Origin of the sequence: uncultured Prevotella sp., from assembly GCF_946407605.1 — a bacterium.
Taxonomy (GTDB): domain Bacteria; phylum Bacteroidota; class Bacteroidia; order Bacteroidales; family Bacteroidaceae; genus Prevotella.
This window is the reverse complement of the sequence record NZ_CAMJOS010000025.1, coordinates 20,004-37,681: the sequence shown is the minus strand read 5'-3', so window position 1 is coordinate 37,681 and position 17,678 is coordinate 20,004. Positions and strand designations below refer to the sequence as shown.

The 17,678-nt window shown below is 49.6% G+C and carries 12 protein-coding genes; all 12 read left to right on the top strand.

The genetic code is table 11. The annotated features are described in order from the left end of the window. Positions 1 to 96: 96 nt before the first annotated feature. The 12 genes from Q0R57_RS10715 (at position 97) to Q0R57_RS10660 (ending at position 17,656) form a co-directional block, all read left to right on the top strand. Entirely contained in the window at positions 97 to 1,020 is a 924-nt protein-coding gene (locus Q0R57_RS10715; protein ID WP_294747261.1) for a zinc ribbon domain-containing protein, read from the top strand. After that, the gene (locus Q0R57_RS10710) at positions 1,020 to 4,085 is read left to right on the top strand and encodes a protein kinase (RefSeq protein WP_294747258.1); all 3,066 of its coding nucleotides are present in this window, start codon (positions 1,020 to 1,022) and stop codon (positions 4,083 to 4,085) included. The genes Q0R57_RS10715 and Q0R57_RS10710 overlap by 1 nt, the downstream gene beginning before the upstream one ends. After that, positions 4,082 to 7,426 (top strand): AAA family ATPase, encoded by a 3,345-nt coding sequence (locus Q0R57_RS10705; RefSeq protein WP_294747256.1) that lies wholly within the window; start codon positions 4,082 to 4,084, stop codon positions 7,424 to 7,426. Before Q0R57_RS10710 ends, Q0R57_RS10705 begins: the two co-directional genes overlap by 4 nt. Further along, on the top strand, positions 7,423 to 8,022 hold the full coding sequence (locus Q0R57_RS10700; RefSeq protein ID WP_294747253.1) for an FHA domain-containing protein: 600 nt from the start codon (positions 7,423 to 7,425) through the stop codon (positions 8,020 to 8,022). The genes Q0R57_RS10705 and Q0R57_RS10700 overlap by 4 nt, the downstream gene beginning before the upstream one ends. Positions 8,023 to 8,028: 6 nt before the next feature. Next, positions 8,029 to 8,775, top strand: coding sequence for a protein phosphatase 2C domain-containing protein (locus tag Q0R57_RS10695; protein WP_294747251.1), 747 nt, complete (start codon positions 8,029 to 8,031; stop codon positions 8,773 to 8,775). 8 nt (positions 8,776 to 8,783) lie between these two features. Then, positions 8,784 to 9,701 carry a homoserine O-succinyltransferase gene (gene metA, locus Q0R57_RS10690; RefSeq protein WP_294747248.1) on the top strand — a complete coding sequence of 306 codons (918 nt, stop codon included), beginning with the start codon at positions 8,784 to 8,786 and terminating at the stop codon, positions 9,699 to 9,701. Between the two features lie 15 nt (positions 9,702 to 9,716). Further along, positions 9,717 to 11,528 (top strand): U32 family peptidase, encoded by a 1,812-nt coding sequence (locus Q0R57_RS10685; RefSeq protein ID WP_294747245.1) that lies wholly within the window; start codon positions 9,717 to 9,719, stop codon positions 11,526 to 11,528. Further along, positions 11,521 to 12,507, top strand: coding sequence for a zinc ribbon domain-containing protein (locus tag Q0R57_RS10680; RefSeq protein ID WP_294747243.1), 987 nt, complete (start codon positions 11,521 to 11,523; stop codon positions 12,505 to 12,507). The genes Q0R57_RS10685 and Q0R57_RS10680 overlap by 8 nt, the downstream gene beginning before the upstream one ends. 25 nt (positions 12,508 to 12,532) lie before the next feature. Beyond that, on the top strand, positions 12,533 to 14,395 hold the full coding sequence (locus Q0R57_RS10675) for an AAA family ATPase (protein ID WP_294747279.1): 1,863 nt from the start codon (positions 12,533 to 12,535) through the stop codon (positions 14,393 to 14,395). Between the two features lie 128 nt (positions 14,396 to 14,523). Beyond that, entirely contained in the window at positions 14,524 to 15,399 is an 876-nt protein-coding gene (locus tag Q0R57_RS10670) for a tetratricopeptide repeat protein (RefSeq protein WP_294747240.1), read from the top strand. A 243-nt stretch (positions 15,400 to 15,642) separates the two neighbouring features. Next, complete coding sequence (locus Q0R57_RS10665; RefSeq protein WP_294747237.1) at positions 15,643 to 16,473, top strand: prephenate dehydratase; 831 nt, start codon at positions 15,643 to 15,645, stop codon at positions 16,471 to 16,473. A 19-nt stretch (positions 16,474 to 16,492) separates the two neighbouring features. Further along, a complete protein-coding gene (locus tag Q0R57_RS10660; protein WP_294747234.1) occupies positions 16,493 to 17,656 on the top strand; it encodes an aminotransferase class I/II-fold pyridoxal phosphate-dependent enzyme in 1,164 nt (387 codons plus the stop codon). Positions 17,657 to 17,678: the final 22 nt, after the last annotated feature.

Sequence of the window (17,678 nt, the reverse complement as noted above, 5' to 3'; positions counted from 1 at the left end):
CGTAATTTTTTGTGTAAGATTTTTGCAATTTAATTTGCAGATGTCATAAACAATTCTTATCTTTGCACTTGAATACTATACCAAAGACAGACCGAAATGACAGAAGACGGAATATTTGATGCAGGGCAGATGCGCATGGCCCCAGAGAGGCAGATGCAGCGAGAAGTGCCTGAGACACAACAGCAAATGCAGATGCAAGCCAACTACGCAGATGGTGTAAAATGTCCAAAATGTGGAACTATCAACGAGCCTGAGGCACAGTTCTGTGCCTCGTGCGGTGAGCCCCTCCACATGGCGATATGCCCCAATTGTGGCAGTGAGATTGACCCTGATGCTGATTTTTGTGAAGTGTGTCACCATTATATTCGTCAGGATGTTTGTTCGTTCTGCGGTGCACAGATTGATCCAAGAGAAGGCTACTGCCCCGGGTGCGGAATGCCCCGAGGCGGTATTGTTTGTCCTACCTGTCACACCCTTAATGACTTCTCGTTCTGCAAGCAATGTGGTCAGCCCCTGACGAATGAGGCAAAGGCTATCATGGAAGAGATGCGCCAGATTCCTGAATATAAGGAGCTGGTGGCTCTGTCGCGTGAATATAACGAGTTGCAGATGCAGTTGCCTTATGAGACCGAAGCCGACAAGAAACGTGGTGAGGCCTTGCAAGAGTTGCGTGAACGTGTGCTGAAACTGTTGGCCGAAGACGAAGGCGTTGACGCTCCCATTATTCCTGCTCCGCATTATAAGCGTGTGACCAAGGAGGAGCTGAACGAAAGTAAGCAGCGCAAGTTGGACCAGTTGGCAGAGCTGTTGAGCAGAATGTCTATTCCTCCCAGTCCGTCGCCGGCTAAGGTGCGCAACTACGCGATGGCTCAGAAACCTGCTGGCGTACGTCTGGCTTGGAAATGTAACTATAAGAACGCACTCCATTCCAGTCCCTGTGGATGCGCCAAGCCCCAGATGGGAGGCACTTGGGTGATTTTGGGACATAACTCTAAGCAGGAAATCAAGGACGATAAATAATGGCAGACGATAATCTTGAAAAGACCTCTGTGATGGGTTCAGAGACCGTTGATATGGAGAAGACAAGCGTGATGGACCGCACAAATGTGATGGACCGCACGAATGTCATGGACAGAACCAACGTGATGAGTGGTCACGATGCGATGGCGTCGGACTCAATGGGTGATGATGATGCTCCTAAGATGGAGCGCACCTTCCGTCCGGAGAGTAATATGCCTGACGTGGAGCCTGTAGAGCCCTCTACCGTGGTGTTCAACCTTCGTGGTGATGAATACGAACAGGTATCATGTCTGAGTGAGAACTCTGGCGAGGCTCAGGTGTTCTTGGTGAAGCGCGAGGGTAAGGAATATGTGCTGAAGTTGTACTATCCTAACTTCGACATTGACAAGAAACTGCTTCAGATTGTCCGCTCCTTTGATTTCGAGATGGTTGTCAACCTGATTGACTTCGGTAAGACCTATGTGGATGGTAAGAGCCGTCAGTACGAACTGATGGAGTATCTGAAGGGTGGTACGCTGAAGGATGTGAACCTCAATGGTGACTTCAACCGTTTCCGTCGTCTGGCATTGCAGGCTGCTGCGGCTTTGGCCTATTGCCATAAGTGTAATGTGCTGCATAAGGATGTGAAGCCCACCAACTATTTCTTCCGCGATGAAGACCAGAAGGAACTGGTGTTGGGTGATTTCGGTATCTCGTCATTGCAGATTTCACCCACCAAGTCGTTCCGTACCACGCAGGCTCGTACACCTATTTATGCGGCTCCTGAGATGTACACCGACGTGATTGACGGCGTGGTGGAGATTACGTTTGCTGCCGACTTCTATTCATTGGGTATGACGCTGTTTGCACTCTGGCTGGGCGAGAGTCCCATGAGTACCAACGAGCGTACCATGATGAAGCAGAAAAACGAGGGTCGTCTGCCACGACTCAACGAGCTGCCAGAAGAAGTCAGACGTATTGTGCAGGGTCTTACCTCTGTGAACCAGCAGACCCGTTGGGGTTATGACGAGGTGGAGCGTTGGTTCAAAGGCGAGGAAGTGGCTGTGGATATCTCGTCGCCATTCCTGCGTTATAAGAGTTTCGTGGTTGACCCAGAACGCAACCTGATTGCTGAGAATGTACATGAGTTGGTGCCCCTGCTGATGGATAATGAGCAGTTGGGTATGAGCTATCTCTATAACGGACGTATCACCACATGGCTCGAGAATAGCGGTAATGTCAAGATGTCGGCATTGGTGAAGGATATTGTTACGAACAAATATCCTCACGACCAGATGGCTGGACTGCTGGCCAGCTGTTATGCGATGGAGCCCACGATGAACTATCGTGACGTGAACGGCGATGACTGTGAAGACCTATCGGCTATCGCCTTCTCGCTGTTGACCTATCAGGAGAAATACGCTATCCTGCTGACGAACCCCAACGACAACCTCTTCCTGTATCTCGAAACACGTGGTATTGGCGATGTGCGTCGTCTGCGTACCTATTTCAATGGAAAGATTGACGAGAAGGTGGCAGTGCTGCGACTGGTTTACGAGCTGGATACCAGCATTCCGTTCCTGGCCCATCTGCCATCAATGTCGGTAGAGGAGATTGTGCTTTCCTTTGGTCATGAGCAGGTGAGGGATGATGACTGGCGTGCCTTGTGCGATGGACGTCTGCTGTCGTGGCTATATTCGCACGAGGATGTGACGGTCTGCGAGAAAGTACGAGTGCTGACAGAAGGAAAGGAGTATTCGCCTTCGCTGGCCTATAAGGTACTTTATTCTATTGAGCCCTTTGCTGCCTTTGACCTGAAGGAAGCCTCTACGCCAGAACAGATCGGTGCGCTGCTGGCTCATGAGCTTATAAAGTGCCAGCATACGCCAGAAGATGAGCTGGCTGAAATAATGAAGGAGTATACCGACCCCGACGGACGCTTCTGCTTCTATGCCAAACAGTATGGATGGGACGAGCTGGTGTCGGAGTGTAACAGGTGCTTTGACCTGAATTCTGACGAGAACCGTGAACGACTGGGGGCCTATGACCTGCATACTGCCCTCTATCGCTTCTGTTGTATTCTGGGTGTTAAGCCCGTTTACTATCTGCAGAACGGTACCATGTTGACTGATGGTCGTAACCTGGATACCAAGAAGACGCCTGTGCTGCGTTCAGAGATGCGTAATGGTGCCCTGACACAATGGATGTCGGTGTTCTATCATGAAGACCCCAAGCAGTATTTCGACGAGGAATACAGTTATGAGCGTTCTCTTGAAGAATGGGTGAAAGCGCTGGGTGCTCTCGACCCGCAACAAGTGTATTACCGCAGATACCGCAAAGCCATCACCGAGACAGAGGAACGTGTTAAGGATGTACGCTACGAATGGCGTTCGGCCCACCTGCGTGACCTGTCGTTTAAAATGGCATTCTACATTCTGAGTGGCATCTGGGCGTTGTTGGTGCTGATAATCGGTCTTGACGACCGTTCGTATCTGTTCTCGCATCATGTGACAACAATCATATTGCCCTTGGGCGTTATGACGGGTATTATCGTTGCAGGTCGTACCTATTTCCGAGGCATCGGTACGCTGCTTTCAATGATTATTGGTGCTGTGGGCGGACTTACTGCCTATATACCTTATCATATATTGAGATGGGTGGAGAACTCCCATCCCGGATGGTTCCATGTGGCAGTACTTGCCTTGACAGCTATCTATGTGGCTATTGCCAAACTGACGGACTTCAGTCGTGATCAGATTCTTGATCCTAAGTTCGTGAACAAGTCACTCTCGGAACAGGATATCAAGTCCTCGTTGCTTGAGCCACTCTACTTTGCATTCAAGACGAAGTCGCAGCGCTATAAGTCAACGTACTATGGCGTGCTCGGCGAGATAGAAGACCATATCAACTCACTCTCTGGAGAATCTGTAATCCATTATCTACTGTGGTCGTTGATGGCCCTTGTGATGATTTTGGAGTTGTGTCTGTTCAGTCCTAGTGTCATAGGATGGCCACAGAAGAATATGCCCCAGCAGGAGTATGTAGAGCCCCAGCAAGAGTTTGTAGAACAAGATTTTGTAGAATGAAGTGCGAAAAGTGTAATAGGGAAAATAGAAACAATGCGAAGTTCTGCAAGTGGTGCGGACAGCCATTGGTGTCGCAGCATGTCCTCGACAAGCTGGTAGGTCTGAAAGATGTGAAGACTCAGCTGAAGACCATTGTAGACACCTATGCCTATCTCCGTTCACGCAAGGACATCTCTTCCATTCATCTCGCTGTCAATGCTATCATCATGGGTGAGACGGGTACTGGTAAGACGGCCTTAGCAGAAATTATCCGTGATTATTTCTATCAGCACAAGATTCTTGAGAAACCTAAGCTCACTATGGTCGATGCTGTGGACTATCAGCGTTTTGTTGACCAATGGGATGAAAATATCAAGAAGGCACGTAACGGTATTCTGTTCTTTGACAACGTGCAGAAACTGTTGCCCGATAAATACTCGAATCAGGTTAATCCGCTCGATAAGTTGTTTGTTGAGATGGATAAGTGGGAAGGTAATCCCATTGTCATCATGGCAGGTCTACCCAAAGGTTTCGAGGACTTCCTCGAGAATAACCCTGCTGTGAAGAACCGTTTCAAGTATATGTTCAGGTTGCCTACGCCAAACTTCCAGGAACTCTGCGATATTGTGAAGTTGCAGCTGCGCACCAAGTATAGCCTGACGGCATTCTCTGAGGAGGCCGACAAACAGTTGGCACGTTATTTCAAGTACCAGATAAAGATTAAGGACGAGACCTTCGGTAATGCTCATCTGGCAATGAAGACTGCTGAGGATATCTTTACCTCATTCATCAGTAGGGGCGCACAGAACTCTATGGTGGAGCGTGAGGATATCAGAGGCTATGTTCCAGAAGAGCGTACACTCGACCAGATACTCAGCGATTTGGATAGCTTTATCGGAATGACCGATGTGAAGCAGGCTGTTCGTGAGATGGCCCTGTCGGTACAGAACGATATGCAGCGTGCTGAACGTGGTCTGGGTGAGTTCCAGAAGATGTCGATGCATATTGTGCTGACAGGTAATCCTGGTACAGGTAAGACCACTATCGCCCGTAAGTTGGGAGAGATTCTGGCTGCCATAGGTTATCTGGATTCTGGTCATGTGGTTGAGGTAGACCGCTCTAAGATGGTGTCTCCCTATCAGGGTGAGACGCCCAAGCTTGTTAACCAGTTATGTGACAAAGCCATGGGTGGTATCTTGTTTGTTGACGAGGCCTACACGCTGGCTCCTGTCAGTCAGGCAGGAGATCGTGATGTACAAGGCACGCAGGCTCTGGAGACCTTAATGAAACGAATGGAAGATGACCGCGGTAAGTTCGTGGTTATCGCTGCCGGCTATCGTATGGAGATGGACAACCTGTTCCGTATCAACCCTGGTGTGCGCAGCCGTTTCAACTATTTCCTGAATCTTGAAGACTACACACCCGAAGAGCTCTATCAGATTATGCAGGTCTTCGCAAAAGGCAAGAAGTATCAGTTCTCGCCAGAAGCAGAGGCTCTCGCCCAGAAGATGATCAAGGAACTCTATGTGCAGCGCGACAAGGACTTTGCCAATGGACGTACCATGCGTTCATTGTTCGATGAGATGTGTAAGCGTCAGGCAAAACGTCTGCAACAGGGTGACGTCTCACAGATGACTAACGATGAGCTGATGACCTTCGTTGCTGAGGATGTTCCTTACGAGGCTCCGCAGGCTGTCGATTGTTCTGAGTGCCTGAAGAAACTCGATGGTATGGTGGGTCTCGATGCTGTAAAGAAAGAGATATCCAACCTCACAGCCTTCCTCACCTTGCAAATCAAACGTGGCGAGACAAACACCTTCCAAGGCAAGCACTATGTGTTTACGGGTAACCCAGGTACTGGTAAAACGACTGTGGCACGTATCATGGCTGATGTCTTCAAAACCCTTGGCATCCTGACAAGAGGACAGCTGATAGAGGCCGACCGCTCTAAGCTGGTGGCAGGCTTTGCAGGACAGACCGCCATCAAGACCAACCAGCTTATTGACTCGGCAATGGGTGGTGTGCTGTTCATTGATGAAGCTTATACTTTGAAGTCCAATGATCAAGACTCTTTCGGTGCAGAAGCTATCGATACCTTGTTGAAGCGATTGGAGGATGATCGTGGTAAGTTTATCTGTATCGTGGCTGGTTATACCAATCAGATGCACGACTTCATCGACTCTAACCCAGGACTGAAGAGCCGCTTCACTCAGACCATTCATTTTGAAGACTATACTGCCGACGAGCTCACTCAGATATTCATCAATATGGCATCAGCAAAGAACTTCGTTGTTGATGATGAGATGAAGCAGGCCATCAACCGTCTGTTCCAGCAAATGTATCTGCGTCGCGATAAGAACTTTGGTAATGCCCGTGAGGCACGACGTGTCTTCGACCAGACTGTGGAACGACAGAGTCAGCGTCTGGTGAAGGAGATGAGCCAGCCTGGTGTTCAGGTGTGTGACGATGCGGCCGACGGCTTCCAGTTCGACGATATGTATCGCTTCAAGGTGGAAGACCTGCCTACTGCAATGAGCACGCCAACCCGTTCTCTCGACGAGGTGCTCAGCGAGTTGGAGGACTTCATCGGCATGCGTTCCGTAAAGAATGCTATCCGTCGACTGGCTGTGCAGAGCATGTTTATCAAGCAGCGTGCTGCCATCGGTGCTGGTAATGTGCAACAGATGACGATGAACTTCATCCTGACGGGTAACCCAGGTACAGGTAAGACCTCAATTGCTCGTAAGATGGGTGAGGTGCTCCAGGCCATCGAGGTGTTGCCTACATCGAATGTCGTAGAGGCCAGTCGTGCCACGCTGATTGGAAAATATATGGGTGAGACGCCGAAGATTGTCAACGCTATGTGCGACAAGGCTATGGGTGGAATCCTCTTTATTGACGAGGCCTATACGCTCAGCGACCAGAACGACCAATATGGCAAGGAAGCCATCGACACCCTGATGAAGCGTATGGAAGATGACCGCGGTAAGTTCGTGGTTATTGCTGCCGGCTATCAGGACAAAATGGAGGAGTTCCTGCAGATGAATGCTGGACTGGCCAGCCGCTTCACCCACAAGTTGCATATTGAAGACTACAACGAGGACGAGCTGTTGGCTATCTTCAAGAAGATGGCAGAAAAAGAGCAGTATACGCTCTCACCGAATGCAGAGTTTAAGGCACTCGATGTCATCTGTAAGATGTTGAGTAAGAAAGACGAGACCTTCGGCAATGCCCGTGAGATCCGTAACATGCTTGACGAGACCATCCAGCAGTTGTCTGTCCGTGTGGCAGAGTTGCCGCCTGATCAGGTGACTAAGGAAACATATCAGTTAATACTTCCAGAAGATATTAAAGAAAGATGATTATTTGTCCAAACTGCAAAGAAGAAATAGACGACGATTCCCATTACTGCGACCAATGTGGACAGATGCTGTTCTATTGTGAGAAATGTGGACGTGTGGGATTAGGACGCCGCTGCACCTCGTGTGGCGGACTGATGCTTTCTGCCGACGATTTCCAGAATCGTCCCAGTATGAGGAGCATCTCGTCATCATTCGGCATGTCTCAGGGATTCATCTCGCAACGGGCCAGTATCTCCAACCCAGGTCCTAATATGGGAGTCTCGCAAAGAGGTGTCATGGGCGGCATGGGTGGTGGTATGCCTCAGTTGCTGCTATATAACGACTCGCTGGGCATCCGCGTTGTAGGAATGAATGGTGCCATCATAGGTCGTCGCCAGGGTCCGTATGTCCAGTTCTTCCAACAGCAGATGTACATGTCTGGTGCCCATGCACAGTTGTTGTATAGTCCTGATACCGGCTGGCGTATTGTTGACAAGCATTCATCTAACGGCACAAAGTTGAATGACCACAAATTACAGCCCGATGTGGAGATGTCACTGAAGAATGGCGATATCGTCATCTTGGCAAATGTGGTGTTAAAAGTTAGTATAAACTAAAGTAATATGTTACATTTTCATATAACTGCTTCAAGCAGAGTAGGTTGTGTAAGAACAAATAATGAAGATATGATTCTGGTTAAGGAATCATTTCTTCGTAATGGTAAGGACCATTATGAGTTTGATGCCGATGAGAAAAAAATGCTCATCGCACTTGCCGATGGCATGGGAGGACATAACAGCGGTGAGGTGGCCAGCTCTGATGTGCTTCATAACTTACGCTATTATTTCAACGACCTCCCTGACAATCTCTCGACAACAGCTTTTCCCAATGCTATATATGGTTGGTTGACAAGTATCTGCCGGACCATCGACTCCAAAGGACATAGCGACCCCATGTATCTGAACATGGGAACTACGCTGGTATCATTGGTTTATATTGGTGGCGAGTTCTACTGGATGAATTGTGGCGACAGTCGTTTCTACCGTCTGCATAATGGTGTACTTACCCAGCTCACCACCGACCATTCCCTCAGTCAGATGATGGGCAGCAAAGAGCACTCCAGTTTGATAGTGAACTGTATTGGTGGCGGTTGCAAGGAAAGCTATATCGACATTGAGAAATGTACCGATCAGATTGAGGTGGGCGATGTGTTGCTGCTTTGTAGCGATGGTCTTACCGATATGGTTGACGACGAGACTATCAAGGGACAGCTGGCAGCAGGTTTTGATGCCGATGCCTTGTGTCAATTGGCCGATGATGCCGGTGGCTACGATAATGTCTCAGTTATAGTGATTCACGTAGAAGAATAAAAGAATTAATGCCTTTAAGATTACCCGATAAACTGCCCGCGATAGATATTCTGAAGAATGAGAATATCTTTGTGATGGATAACTCGCGGGCCCATGCTCAGGATATACGTCCCTTGCGTATTGTCATCCTGAACTTGATGCCGCTGAAGATTACGACAGAGACCGACTTGGTACGTCTGCTTTCTAACACCCCGCTTCAGTTGGATATCAACTTCATGAAACTGAAGAGTCATACCCCCAAGAATACACCGATAGAGCACATGATGATGTTCTATCGTGATTTTGAGTCCATGCGCAACGAGAAGTTCGATGGTATGATCATCACAGGAGCTCCTGTTGAGACGATGGACTATGAAGAGGTGACCTACTGGGACGAGATTGTAGAGATCTTCAACTGGGCCCGTACTCACGTCACCAGTACGCTTTATATCTGCTGGGCAGCACAGGCTGGACTCTATCATTTCTATGGTGTGCCAAAATATCCATTGCCCAAGAAGATGTTTGGCATCTTCGAACAGCATACCCTCGTACCCAAGATGCCTATCTTCCGAGGTTTCGACGATAGGTTTATGATGCCCCATAGTCGTCATACCGAGATTCGCAAGGAAGATGTGCTAGCTCGCCCTGAGCTGTCGCTCATTGCTGAGTCGGAGGATAGCGGTGTCAGCATCGTGATGGCCCGCAATGGTAGAGAGTTCTTTATCACAGGTCATCTGGAGTATGCACCCAACACCCTCGATAATGAGTATCGTCGTGATGTCGGAGTACGCGATGATGTGGAGCTGCCTCGCAATTATTACCGCAATGATGACCCTTCGCAGTCACCCGTGGTCACGTGGCGTGCTCATGCCAACCTGTTCTACAGCAACTGGATTAACTATTACGTATATCAAGAGACACCTTACGACATCAATAAGATTGAGTAGGGTTTTGTGTTACTGATGCGCATACTGGAACTGCTATCCCCCGCCAAGAACCTGGAGTGTGGTATCGCTGCCATTGATCATGGTGCCGATGCTGTATATATTGGTGCTCCACATTTTGGCGCACGAGCTGCTGTAGGCAATTCTGTCGATGATATCCGTTCCCTCTGTGACTATGCCCATCGTTATGGAGCTAAGGTTTACGTCACTGTCAACACCATCGTCTATGATGATGAGTTGGATGGCGTGCGTCAGCTGCTGCAGCAATTGGCAGAAGCTTGTGTCGATGCTATTTTAGTGCAGGATATGGGCGTTATGCAGATGGCGCAGGAGCTGGGACTTACCGTTCATGCCAGCACCCAGACCGATAACCGCACCCCAGAGAAAGTCCGTTGGCTCAGCACGCTGGGGTTCTCACGAGTGGTGTTAGCACGCGAGCTCTCTGTTGCAGAGATTGCAGATATTCATCGTCAGGTACCCGATACTGACCTCGAGGTCTTTATTCACGGTGCTTTGTGTGTCAGCTATAGTGGTCTCTGCTATGCCTCGCAGTATTGCTTCAACCGAAGTGCCAACCGTGGAGCCTGTGCCCAGTTCTGTCGCATGAAGTTCGACCTGCTCGATGCTGATGGTCAGCAACTTGACAGTCAGCGTTATTTCCTTTCGCTTAAAGATATGAACCAGAGCGAGCACCTTGCCGAACTTATAGAGGCAGGCACTATGTCGTTTAAGATTGAGGGTCGTCTGAAGGATGTGGCTTATGTCAAGAACGTTACTGCCGCCTACAGCGAACTGCTCAATCGCTATATCGCTACCCATCCCTTAGAATACCAACGAGCCTCGAAAGGTCGTTGCGCCTATACCTTCAAGCCCGATTTGCGCAAGACATTCAATCGTGGCTATACCACCTATTTCCTAAAGGGTCGTCAGCCGAATATTGCATCTTTCGATACCCCAAAGGCTATGGGCGAATATGTAGGAACGGTCAAGGAGATTCGAGGCCGTTCATTCAACGTGGCTGGTGTTGCCTCTTTTAGTAATGGCGATGGACTCTGCTTCGTCAACGACCAACGCGAGTTGGAGGGATTCCGTGTGAATAGGGTTGAGGGTAACCGTCTGTTTCCGCTGAAGATGCCTGATAACTTGCGTCCCGGACTTCGTCTCTATCGTAATAATGATCAGGAGATGGAGCGACTCTTATCAAAGCCCAGTGCTGAACGAAAGATTCCCGTCACCATGTCGCTTCGTGCCACCGATGATGGTTTCTCATTACGGATGGACGATGCTGTGGTGCGTATTCAGGCCGAACATCAGGAGGCACAGAAAGACCCTCGCGAGAATATCATTCGACAGTTGACCAAGTTGGGTGGAACACCCTATGAGTGTAGTGATGTCGATATCCCCAAGGCCTTCAACTATTTCATTCCCGCGAGCCTCCTCTCTGATATGAGGCGACAAGTTGTGGCTTTACGGGAAACGATGAGTATGAACGGAGCAAACGCCCAGTCTCAACAGAGCAAACGCCCCGTTTCCCCCGTTCAAACCTATCATGTGCCTTATCTCTATAACATCTCCAACCGTCTGGCCCGTGAGTTCTATAAGACACAAGGTGTCAACGTGGGCGAGGCCTTCGAGTTACGTCAGCTTGCCCAGCCTCTCATCATGCAATGCCGCCATTGTCTGCGTTATTCGTTAGGCTTCTGCGTGAAGCATGGTGGACGCCGTCCTGAGTGGAAAGAGCCCCTGTCGTTGCGTCTGGGTGACGGACGCCTGTTCCGTCTTGAGTTCGATTGCCAGCATTGTCAAATGAATGTCTATGCCCATGAATAAGCTGTACACATATCTCATAGGCTTGTTGTTCCTAATGTTCAACAGTTGCTATCATCAGGAGCCGGAAACGTCTGATGCATGGATAGTTACCGAAGAGCAGATGGACTCCATTTCGTTCTATACCACGCACCACTATACTCAGAACTATAACTTCTTCGTGACAGCCGACACGTTGCGTCTTATCGTACAGCAGCCTACAGAATTCCTCAGCGAGATGTGGGTCGATACGATTGCTGTTGTCAACAACGACCGTCTGGTGGTAGCTGACATCATGATGCTATCAACAGATACTATCGACTCGGTATGGGTACAGGTGGCACGCGATCAGGAAACTATTGGATGGGTGCGTGAAAAAGAGATGCTGCCAAACGTGGCTCCCGATAATCCTATCTCCCGCTTCATCGATGCGTTCTCCGATACCCACCTGCTCATCATGCTGGCCTTCTGGGCTGTGGTGGCAGCCATCTATACCATCTGGGCGTTGGCTCGCCGCAATGCCAAGATTGTGCATTTCAATGATATTCCATCGTTCTATCCCACGCTTCTCGCCCTCTTCGTGGCTGCCGCAGCTGTGTTCTACAGCACCATCCAGTTGGTAGCTCCCGACTCGTGGCGCCATTATTACTATCACCCCACACTCAATCCCTTTGCCGTTCCCCTCCATCTTGGCATCTTTATCTTCTCTGTGTGGGCCCTCTTGCTGATATCGCTGGCAGCTATCGACGATATCCGTCGTCATCTGCCTTTTGGCGAGACAATCCTTTATCTCTTCGGACTCATGGGTGTTTGCACCATCAACTATGTGGTGTTCAGCATCTCCACATTATATTATATAGGTTATCCCCTGTTGGTAATCTATGTCATCATTGCCGTTCGACGTTATATCCGTAAGAATCGTGCCAACTACATCTGCGGAAGCTGTGGACAACAACTAACGCATAAGGGCATCTGTCCACATTGTGGTGCCAATAACATCTGATAGAGTGATGATGGAAGACGTGATGATGACTCAGAATACGGAACTGCGCAACGCCTGGGACTTTGTGGAGCATACAGGGCGTAGCATCTTCCTGACAGGAAAGGCTGGAACGGGTAAGACCACGTTTCTGAAAACCGTTGTGGATCAGAGTAGCAAACGTAATGTGGTGGTGGCCCCAACGGGTGTGGCAGCCATCAATGCTGGCGGCATGACTATCCATTCGTTCTTCCAGCTGCCTTTCTCACCTTTTGTGCCTGGTGCCAAGATAGAGAGTAAGTTCGACTTTGGCAAGGAGAAACGTAAGCTCATTGCCTCGCTTGACCTCCTGATTATCGACGAGATCTCAATGGTGCGCAGCGACCTGCTTGATGCCATCGACAGCATCCTGCGACGCTTTCGCGACCGCTACAAGCCCTTTGGTGGCGTGCAACTGTTGATGATTGGTGACCTACAGCAATTGACGCCAGTGGTGACCCCTGATGACGAAAGGATGCTGAAACCCTATTACGACACACCTTATTTCTTCGGTTCAAAGGCACTTTCAGAGATTGACTATGTGACGATACAGCTGGAGAAGGTCTATCGCCAGCAGGACGATACTTTCCTCTCGCTGCTGAACCATATCCGTGAGGGACAGCCTACAGCCGCCGACCTCACCTTGCTGAACTCCCGCTATAAGCCCGTCTTCCTGCCCAAGCCCGAAGAGGGTTATATCCGTCTGACCACTCACAACCAGATGGCTAATAACTATAACGAGACGGAGTTGCAGAAGTTATCAGGACGTGCAGTCAACTATCAGGCCAAGATTGAAGGAACATTTCCTGAGTATTCCTATCCTACGGCAGAGACGTTGACGCTGAAGGTAGGTGCGCAGGTGATGTTTGTGAAGAACGACCCTTCAAACGAGCACCGCTATTATAATGGTCGCATAGGACATGTGACATTGACTGAACCCACCCGTCTTATGGTGTATTGTCCTGGCGACGCTGATGCCATCGAGGTGGTGCCTTTAGAGTGGGAGAATGCCCGCTATACTTTGAACGACGAGACCCGCGAGATAGAGACCGAGGTGCTGGGCAAGTTCTCGCAGCTGCCTCTACGACTGGCATGGGCTATCACCATCCACAAGAGTCAGGGACTCACCTTCGAACATGCTATCATTGACGCCAGCCTGTCGTTTGCCCCTGGTCAGGTATATGTGGCTCTGAGCCGCTGTAAGACTTTGGAAGGTATGGTGCTGGCCTCGCAGATTCCGCCTCATGCCATCATCAATGATGAACGTGTCGATTCCTATATCTCGCATCAGGAAGAGGCTGCGCAGCGTAGCATCGACCAGTTGCCTACGCTCAAGGATGAGTATTACCGTTACCTGTTGATGGAGCTCTTCGACTTCAAGGATATCCTCTACCGTGAGGAGTACTTGGGACGCATCATCATCGAGTTCTTCTATCGCAGTCATACCGATATTGCTGAGTTGCACAAGCGTGCGTTGGAGGATTACAAACAGAAGATGATTGTGGTGGCCGATAAATGGCGTGCGATGATTCAGCAGATGACCATCGACGCGCTACACGAAGAGGAATTCCTGGAACGTGTGAAACGTAGTGCGGCTTATTTCGAGCAGACGCTCGACAAGGTACTGACGAAGCCTTTGTCGTTGGTGCTAGATATCAAGTCACAGAACAAACTAGCGATGAAACGACTTACGGAGAACTATACCGATTTGCGACAGGCTTGGCTCTCACGCCGCTATCTGTTGCAGCAGTTGTCAGAGCGCACCTTCACCATTGCCGACTATCTGCGTCAGAAGCAACACTCGCTGCTTGATGCAATGGATGAGCAGACGCTGAAGAAAAAGAAGAGAAAAAGTGGAAAGAGGAAAGTATAAAGAGGAAAGTGGAAGGCTGCGAGTAAGCGAGAGGAGAGCTAAGCTCGCTTAAGCTCTCCCGAGCGTAAGCAGACTAGACCGTAGGTCAAAGAGGATAGTTAATAGGCAAATTATAAAATAGATAAATAATGGGATTTTGGAAAACGTTTTTCGGTGGTGAAGAAGCAACACCCGAGGAGAAGAAGAATGCAGATGCCAAGAACTTCGACCTGATGAAATATGACGGTGTGAAGGCTATGCGCATGGGACAGCTTGAATATGCAGAGCGATGCTTCAACGAGGCATTGAAAATACAGGACGATATGGAGGTGCACGACTATCTGTCGCAGACGCTCACCCGTCTTGGTAATCTGGAAGGTGCGCTGCAAGAGCTGCTGACAATGGCCCGTGTGGCCCCCGATAATGTGGCGGTGTTGATGCAGGGTGCTCATGTGGCTTATATGCTTGAGAACTACGAGCAGATGAAGACGCTGTGCGAACAGGCCCTCGCTCTTGACGGTGAGAATGCGTTGGCTAACTATCAGATGGCACAGGCCGTGATTGGACAGGGTGATACGATTAGTGGTATTGCCTATCTGACTAAGGCCATCACGCTGAGCGAAGAGCTGGCCGATGCCCGTCTGCTGCGAGCTAAGACGTTGCTGGCTATGGGCGATGTGAAGGGCGCCGGCGAGGATGTGGACTGGCTGATGGCGCATACTGACGAAGAGGAAGACGTGTTGCTGATGGCTGCCCGTGTGGCTTGTGCCAAGGGACAGACTGAAGAGGCTATCAACATATATAATAAGGTGACAGAACTGAATCCCTTCCAGTTGGATGCCTATCGCGAACGTGGCAAGCTCAAGTTCGAGTTAGGCGACAAACAAGGTGCTGAAGAGGAGATGCAGAAGTTGCTCGAGATGAACCCCGACGAGATGGCCAATGTTAGTGGCGATTATACTGCAGAAGGGGTGGAACAAGCCGTGAAACGGGCCTACTCGAACATGAATCCGTTTGGTATTTGAAATTTTTTGCCAAATTATTTGCGTAATTCGGAGAATTGTTATAAATTTGCACCCGAAAATAACAAACAGTAACAAAAATGACTAAATTTAACGCATACTTCTACTTTTATTATTACTTTACAAGCAATTGTGAAGCGGGTAGTCGTATGTAAATTTAAAGTTGAAAATTGAAAGTTGAAAATTAAATAAGGCCCCGCTTCACGAAGAGTGATAGTGGGGCTTTCTTTTAAGTAAAGAGTAAAGATGAAGAGAATTGCGATACAAGGAGAGATAGGATCGTTTCACGACATTGCTGCACATCAGTATTTCAAGGGCGAACAGTTGCAGCTTATCTGCTGTCAGACCTTCGAGCAGGTATACGACAGCATACAGCAGGACCCTACCGTCATTGGTATGGCTGCCATCGAGAATACCATCGCTGGCTCGCTGCTACATAACTACGAGTTGCTTCGCGACAGCGGTACGACGGTGGTTGGTGAGCATAAGTTGCATATCACCCACTGCATCTGTTGTCTGCCCGACGATGACTGGGACACCATTACCGAGGTGCACTCACATCCTGTGGCCCTGATGCAGACGCGTCATTACCTGGAGCGCCATCCTAATCTGCGCATTGTGGAAGGCGACGATACTGCCGGCTCTGCCAAGATGATTGCCGAGGGCCAGCACAAAGGGTGGGCTGCCATCTGTCATGCAGAGGCTGCTAAGCTCTATGGTCTGAAGGTGTTGGAGGACGGCATCGAGGACAACAAGCACAATTTTACGCGATTCCTCGTCTGCTCTGCTCCACAGAAAGCCGACATGCTGCGCCCGTTGGTCGAGACCAACAAGTCGAGCATCGTCTTTGCGCTGCCTCACGAAGAGGGATCATTGTCGGCCATCCTCGCCATCTTGTCGTTTTATAAGATTAACCTCACCAAGATTCAGTCGCTGCCCATCATCGGTAGAGAGTGGGAGTATCTGTTCTATGTCGATGTGACCTACAACGACCTCACCCGTTATCGTCAGGCTGTGGATGCGATCATCCCATTGACCAAGGAACTGAAGATATTGGGAGAGTATAAGGCGAATTGAGAATTGAAAATTGAGAATTATGATACAACCAGCAGAAAGATTAAGTTTAGTACAGGAGTACTACTTCAGCCGCAAACTGAAGGAAGTGGCCCAGCTCAACGCCGAGGGCAAGGATATTATCTCGTTAGCCATTGGCAGTCCTGATATGCCGCCGTCGAAGCAAACCATCGACAAGCTTTGTGAGGTGGCCCAGCAGCCCAACGCCCACGGCTATCAGCCCACACAGGGCACACCTGAATTGCGCGAGGCTATGTCAGCCTTCTACAAGCGTTGGTACGGTGTAGACCTCGACGCCAAGAGCGAGGTGCTGCCCTTGATTGGTTCTAAGGAAGGTATCCTTCACGTGACGCTGGCTTTCGTAAATCCTGGCGATGAGGTGCTGGTGCCCAATCCCGGCTATCCTACCTACACTTCGCTGTCGAAGATTCTTGGTGCCAAGATAGTGAACTACGACCTGCGCGAGGATAATGGCTGGCAGCCCGACTTCGATGAGTTGGAGAAGATGGACCTGAGCAAGGTGAAACTGATGTGGACCAACTATCCCAACATGCCCACAGGTGGTCGTGCTCAGATGGCGACCTACGAGCGCTTGGTGAAGTTCGCTAAAGACCACGACATCGTGGTGGTGAACGACAACCCCTACAGCTTCATCCTGAGCGAGGAACATCTCAGCATCCTGCAGGTTCCTGGTGCCAAAGACTGCTGCATTGAGTTCAACTCTATGTCGAAGAGTCACAACATGCCTGGTTGGCGAGTGGGTCTCTGCGCCTCCAACCCACAGTTTATTCAGTGGATTCTCAAGGTGCAGTCGAATATTGAGAGTGGCACCTTCCGCGGCATCCAGCTGGCTGCTGCCGAGGCCTATAAGAATGACGAGACCTGGCATCGTGAATACAATATTGAGACCTATGCCCGTCGTCGCCAGTGGGCCGAGAAGATTATGGATGTGCTGGGTTGTACCTATGATAAGAATCAGGTGGGTATGTTCCTTTGGGGTAAGATTCCTGCCGATATCAAGAACGTGGAAGACCTCACCGAGCGTGTACTCCACGAGGCTCGTGTCTTCATCACCCCAGGTTTCATCTTCGGCTCGAATGGCGAAAGATACATCAGAATATCCCTTTGCGCCAAGGAGGAAAGAATCAAGCAAGCCCTCGAACGCATTGAGCAAATCGTAAAATAGTGAAATAGTAAAATAGAAAATA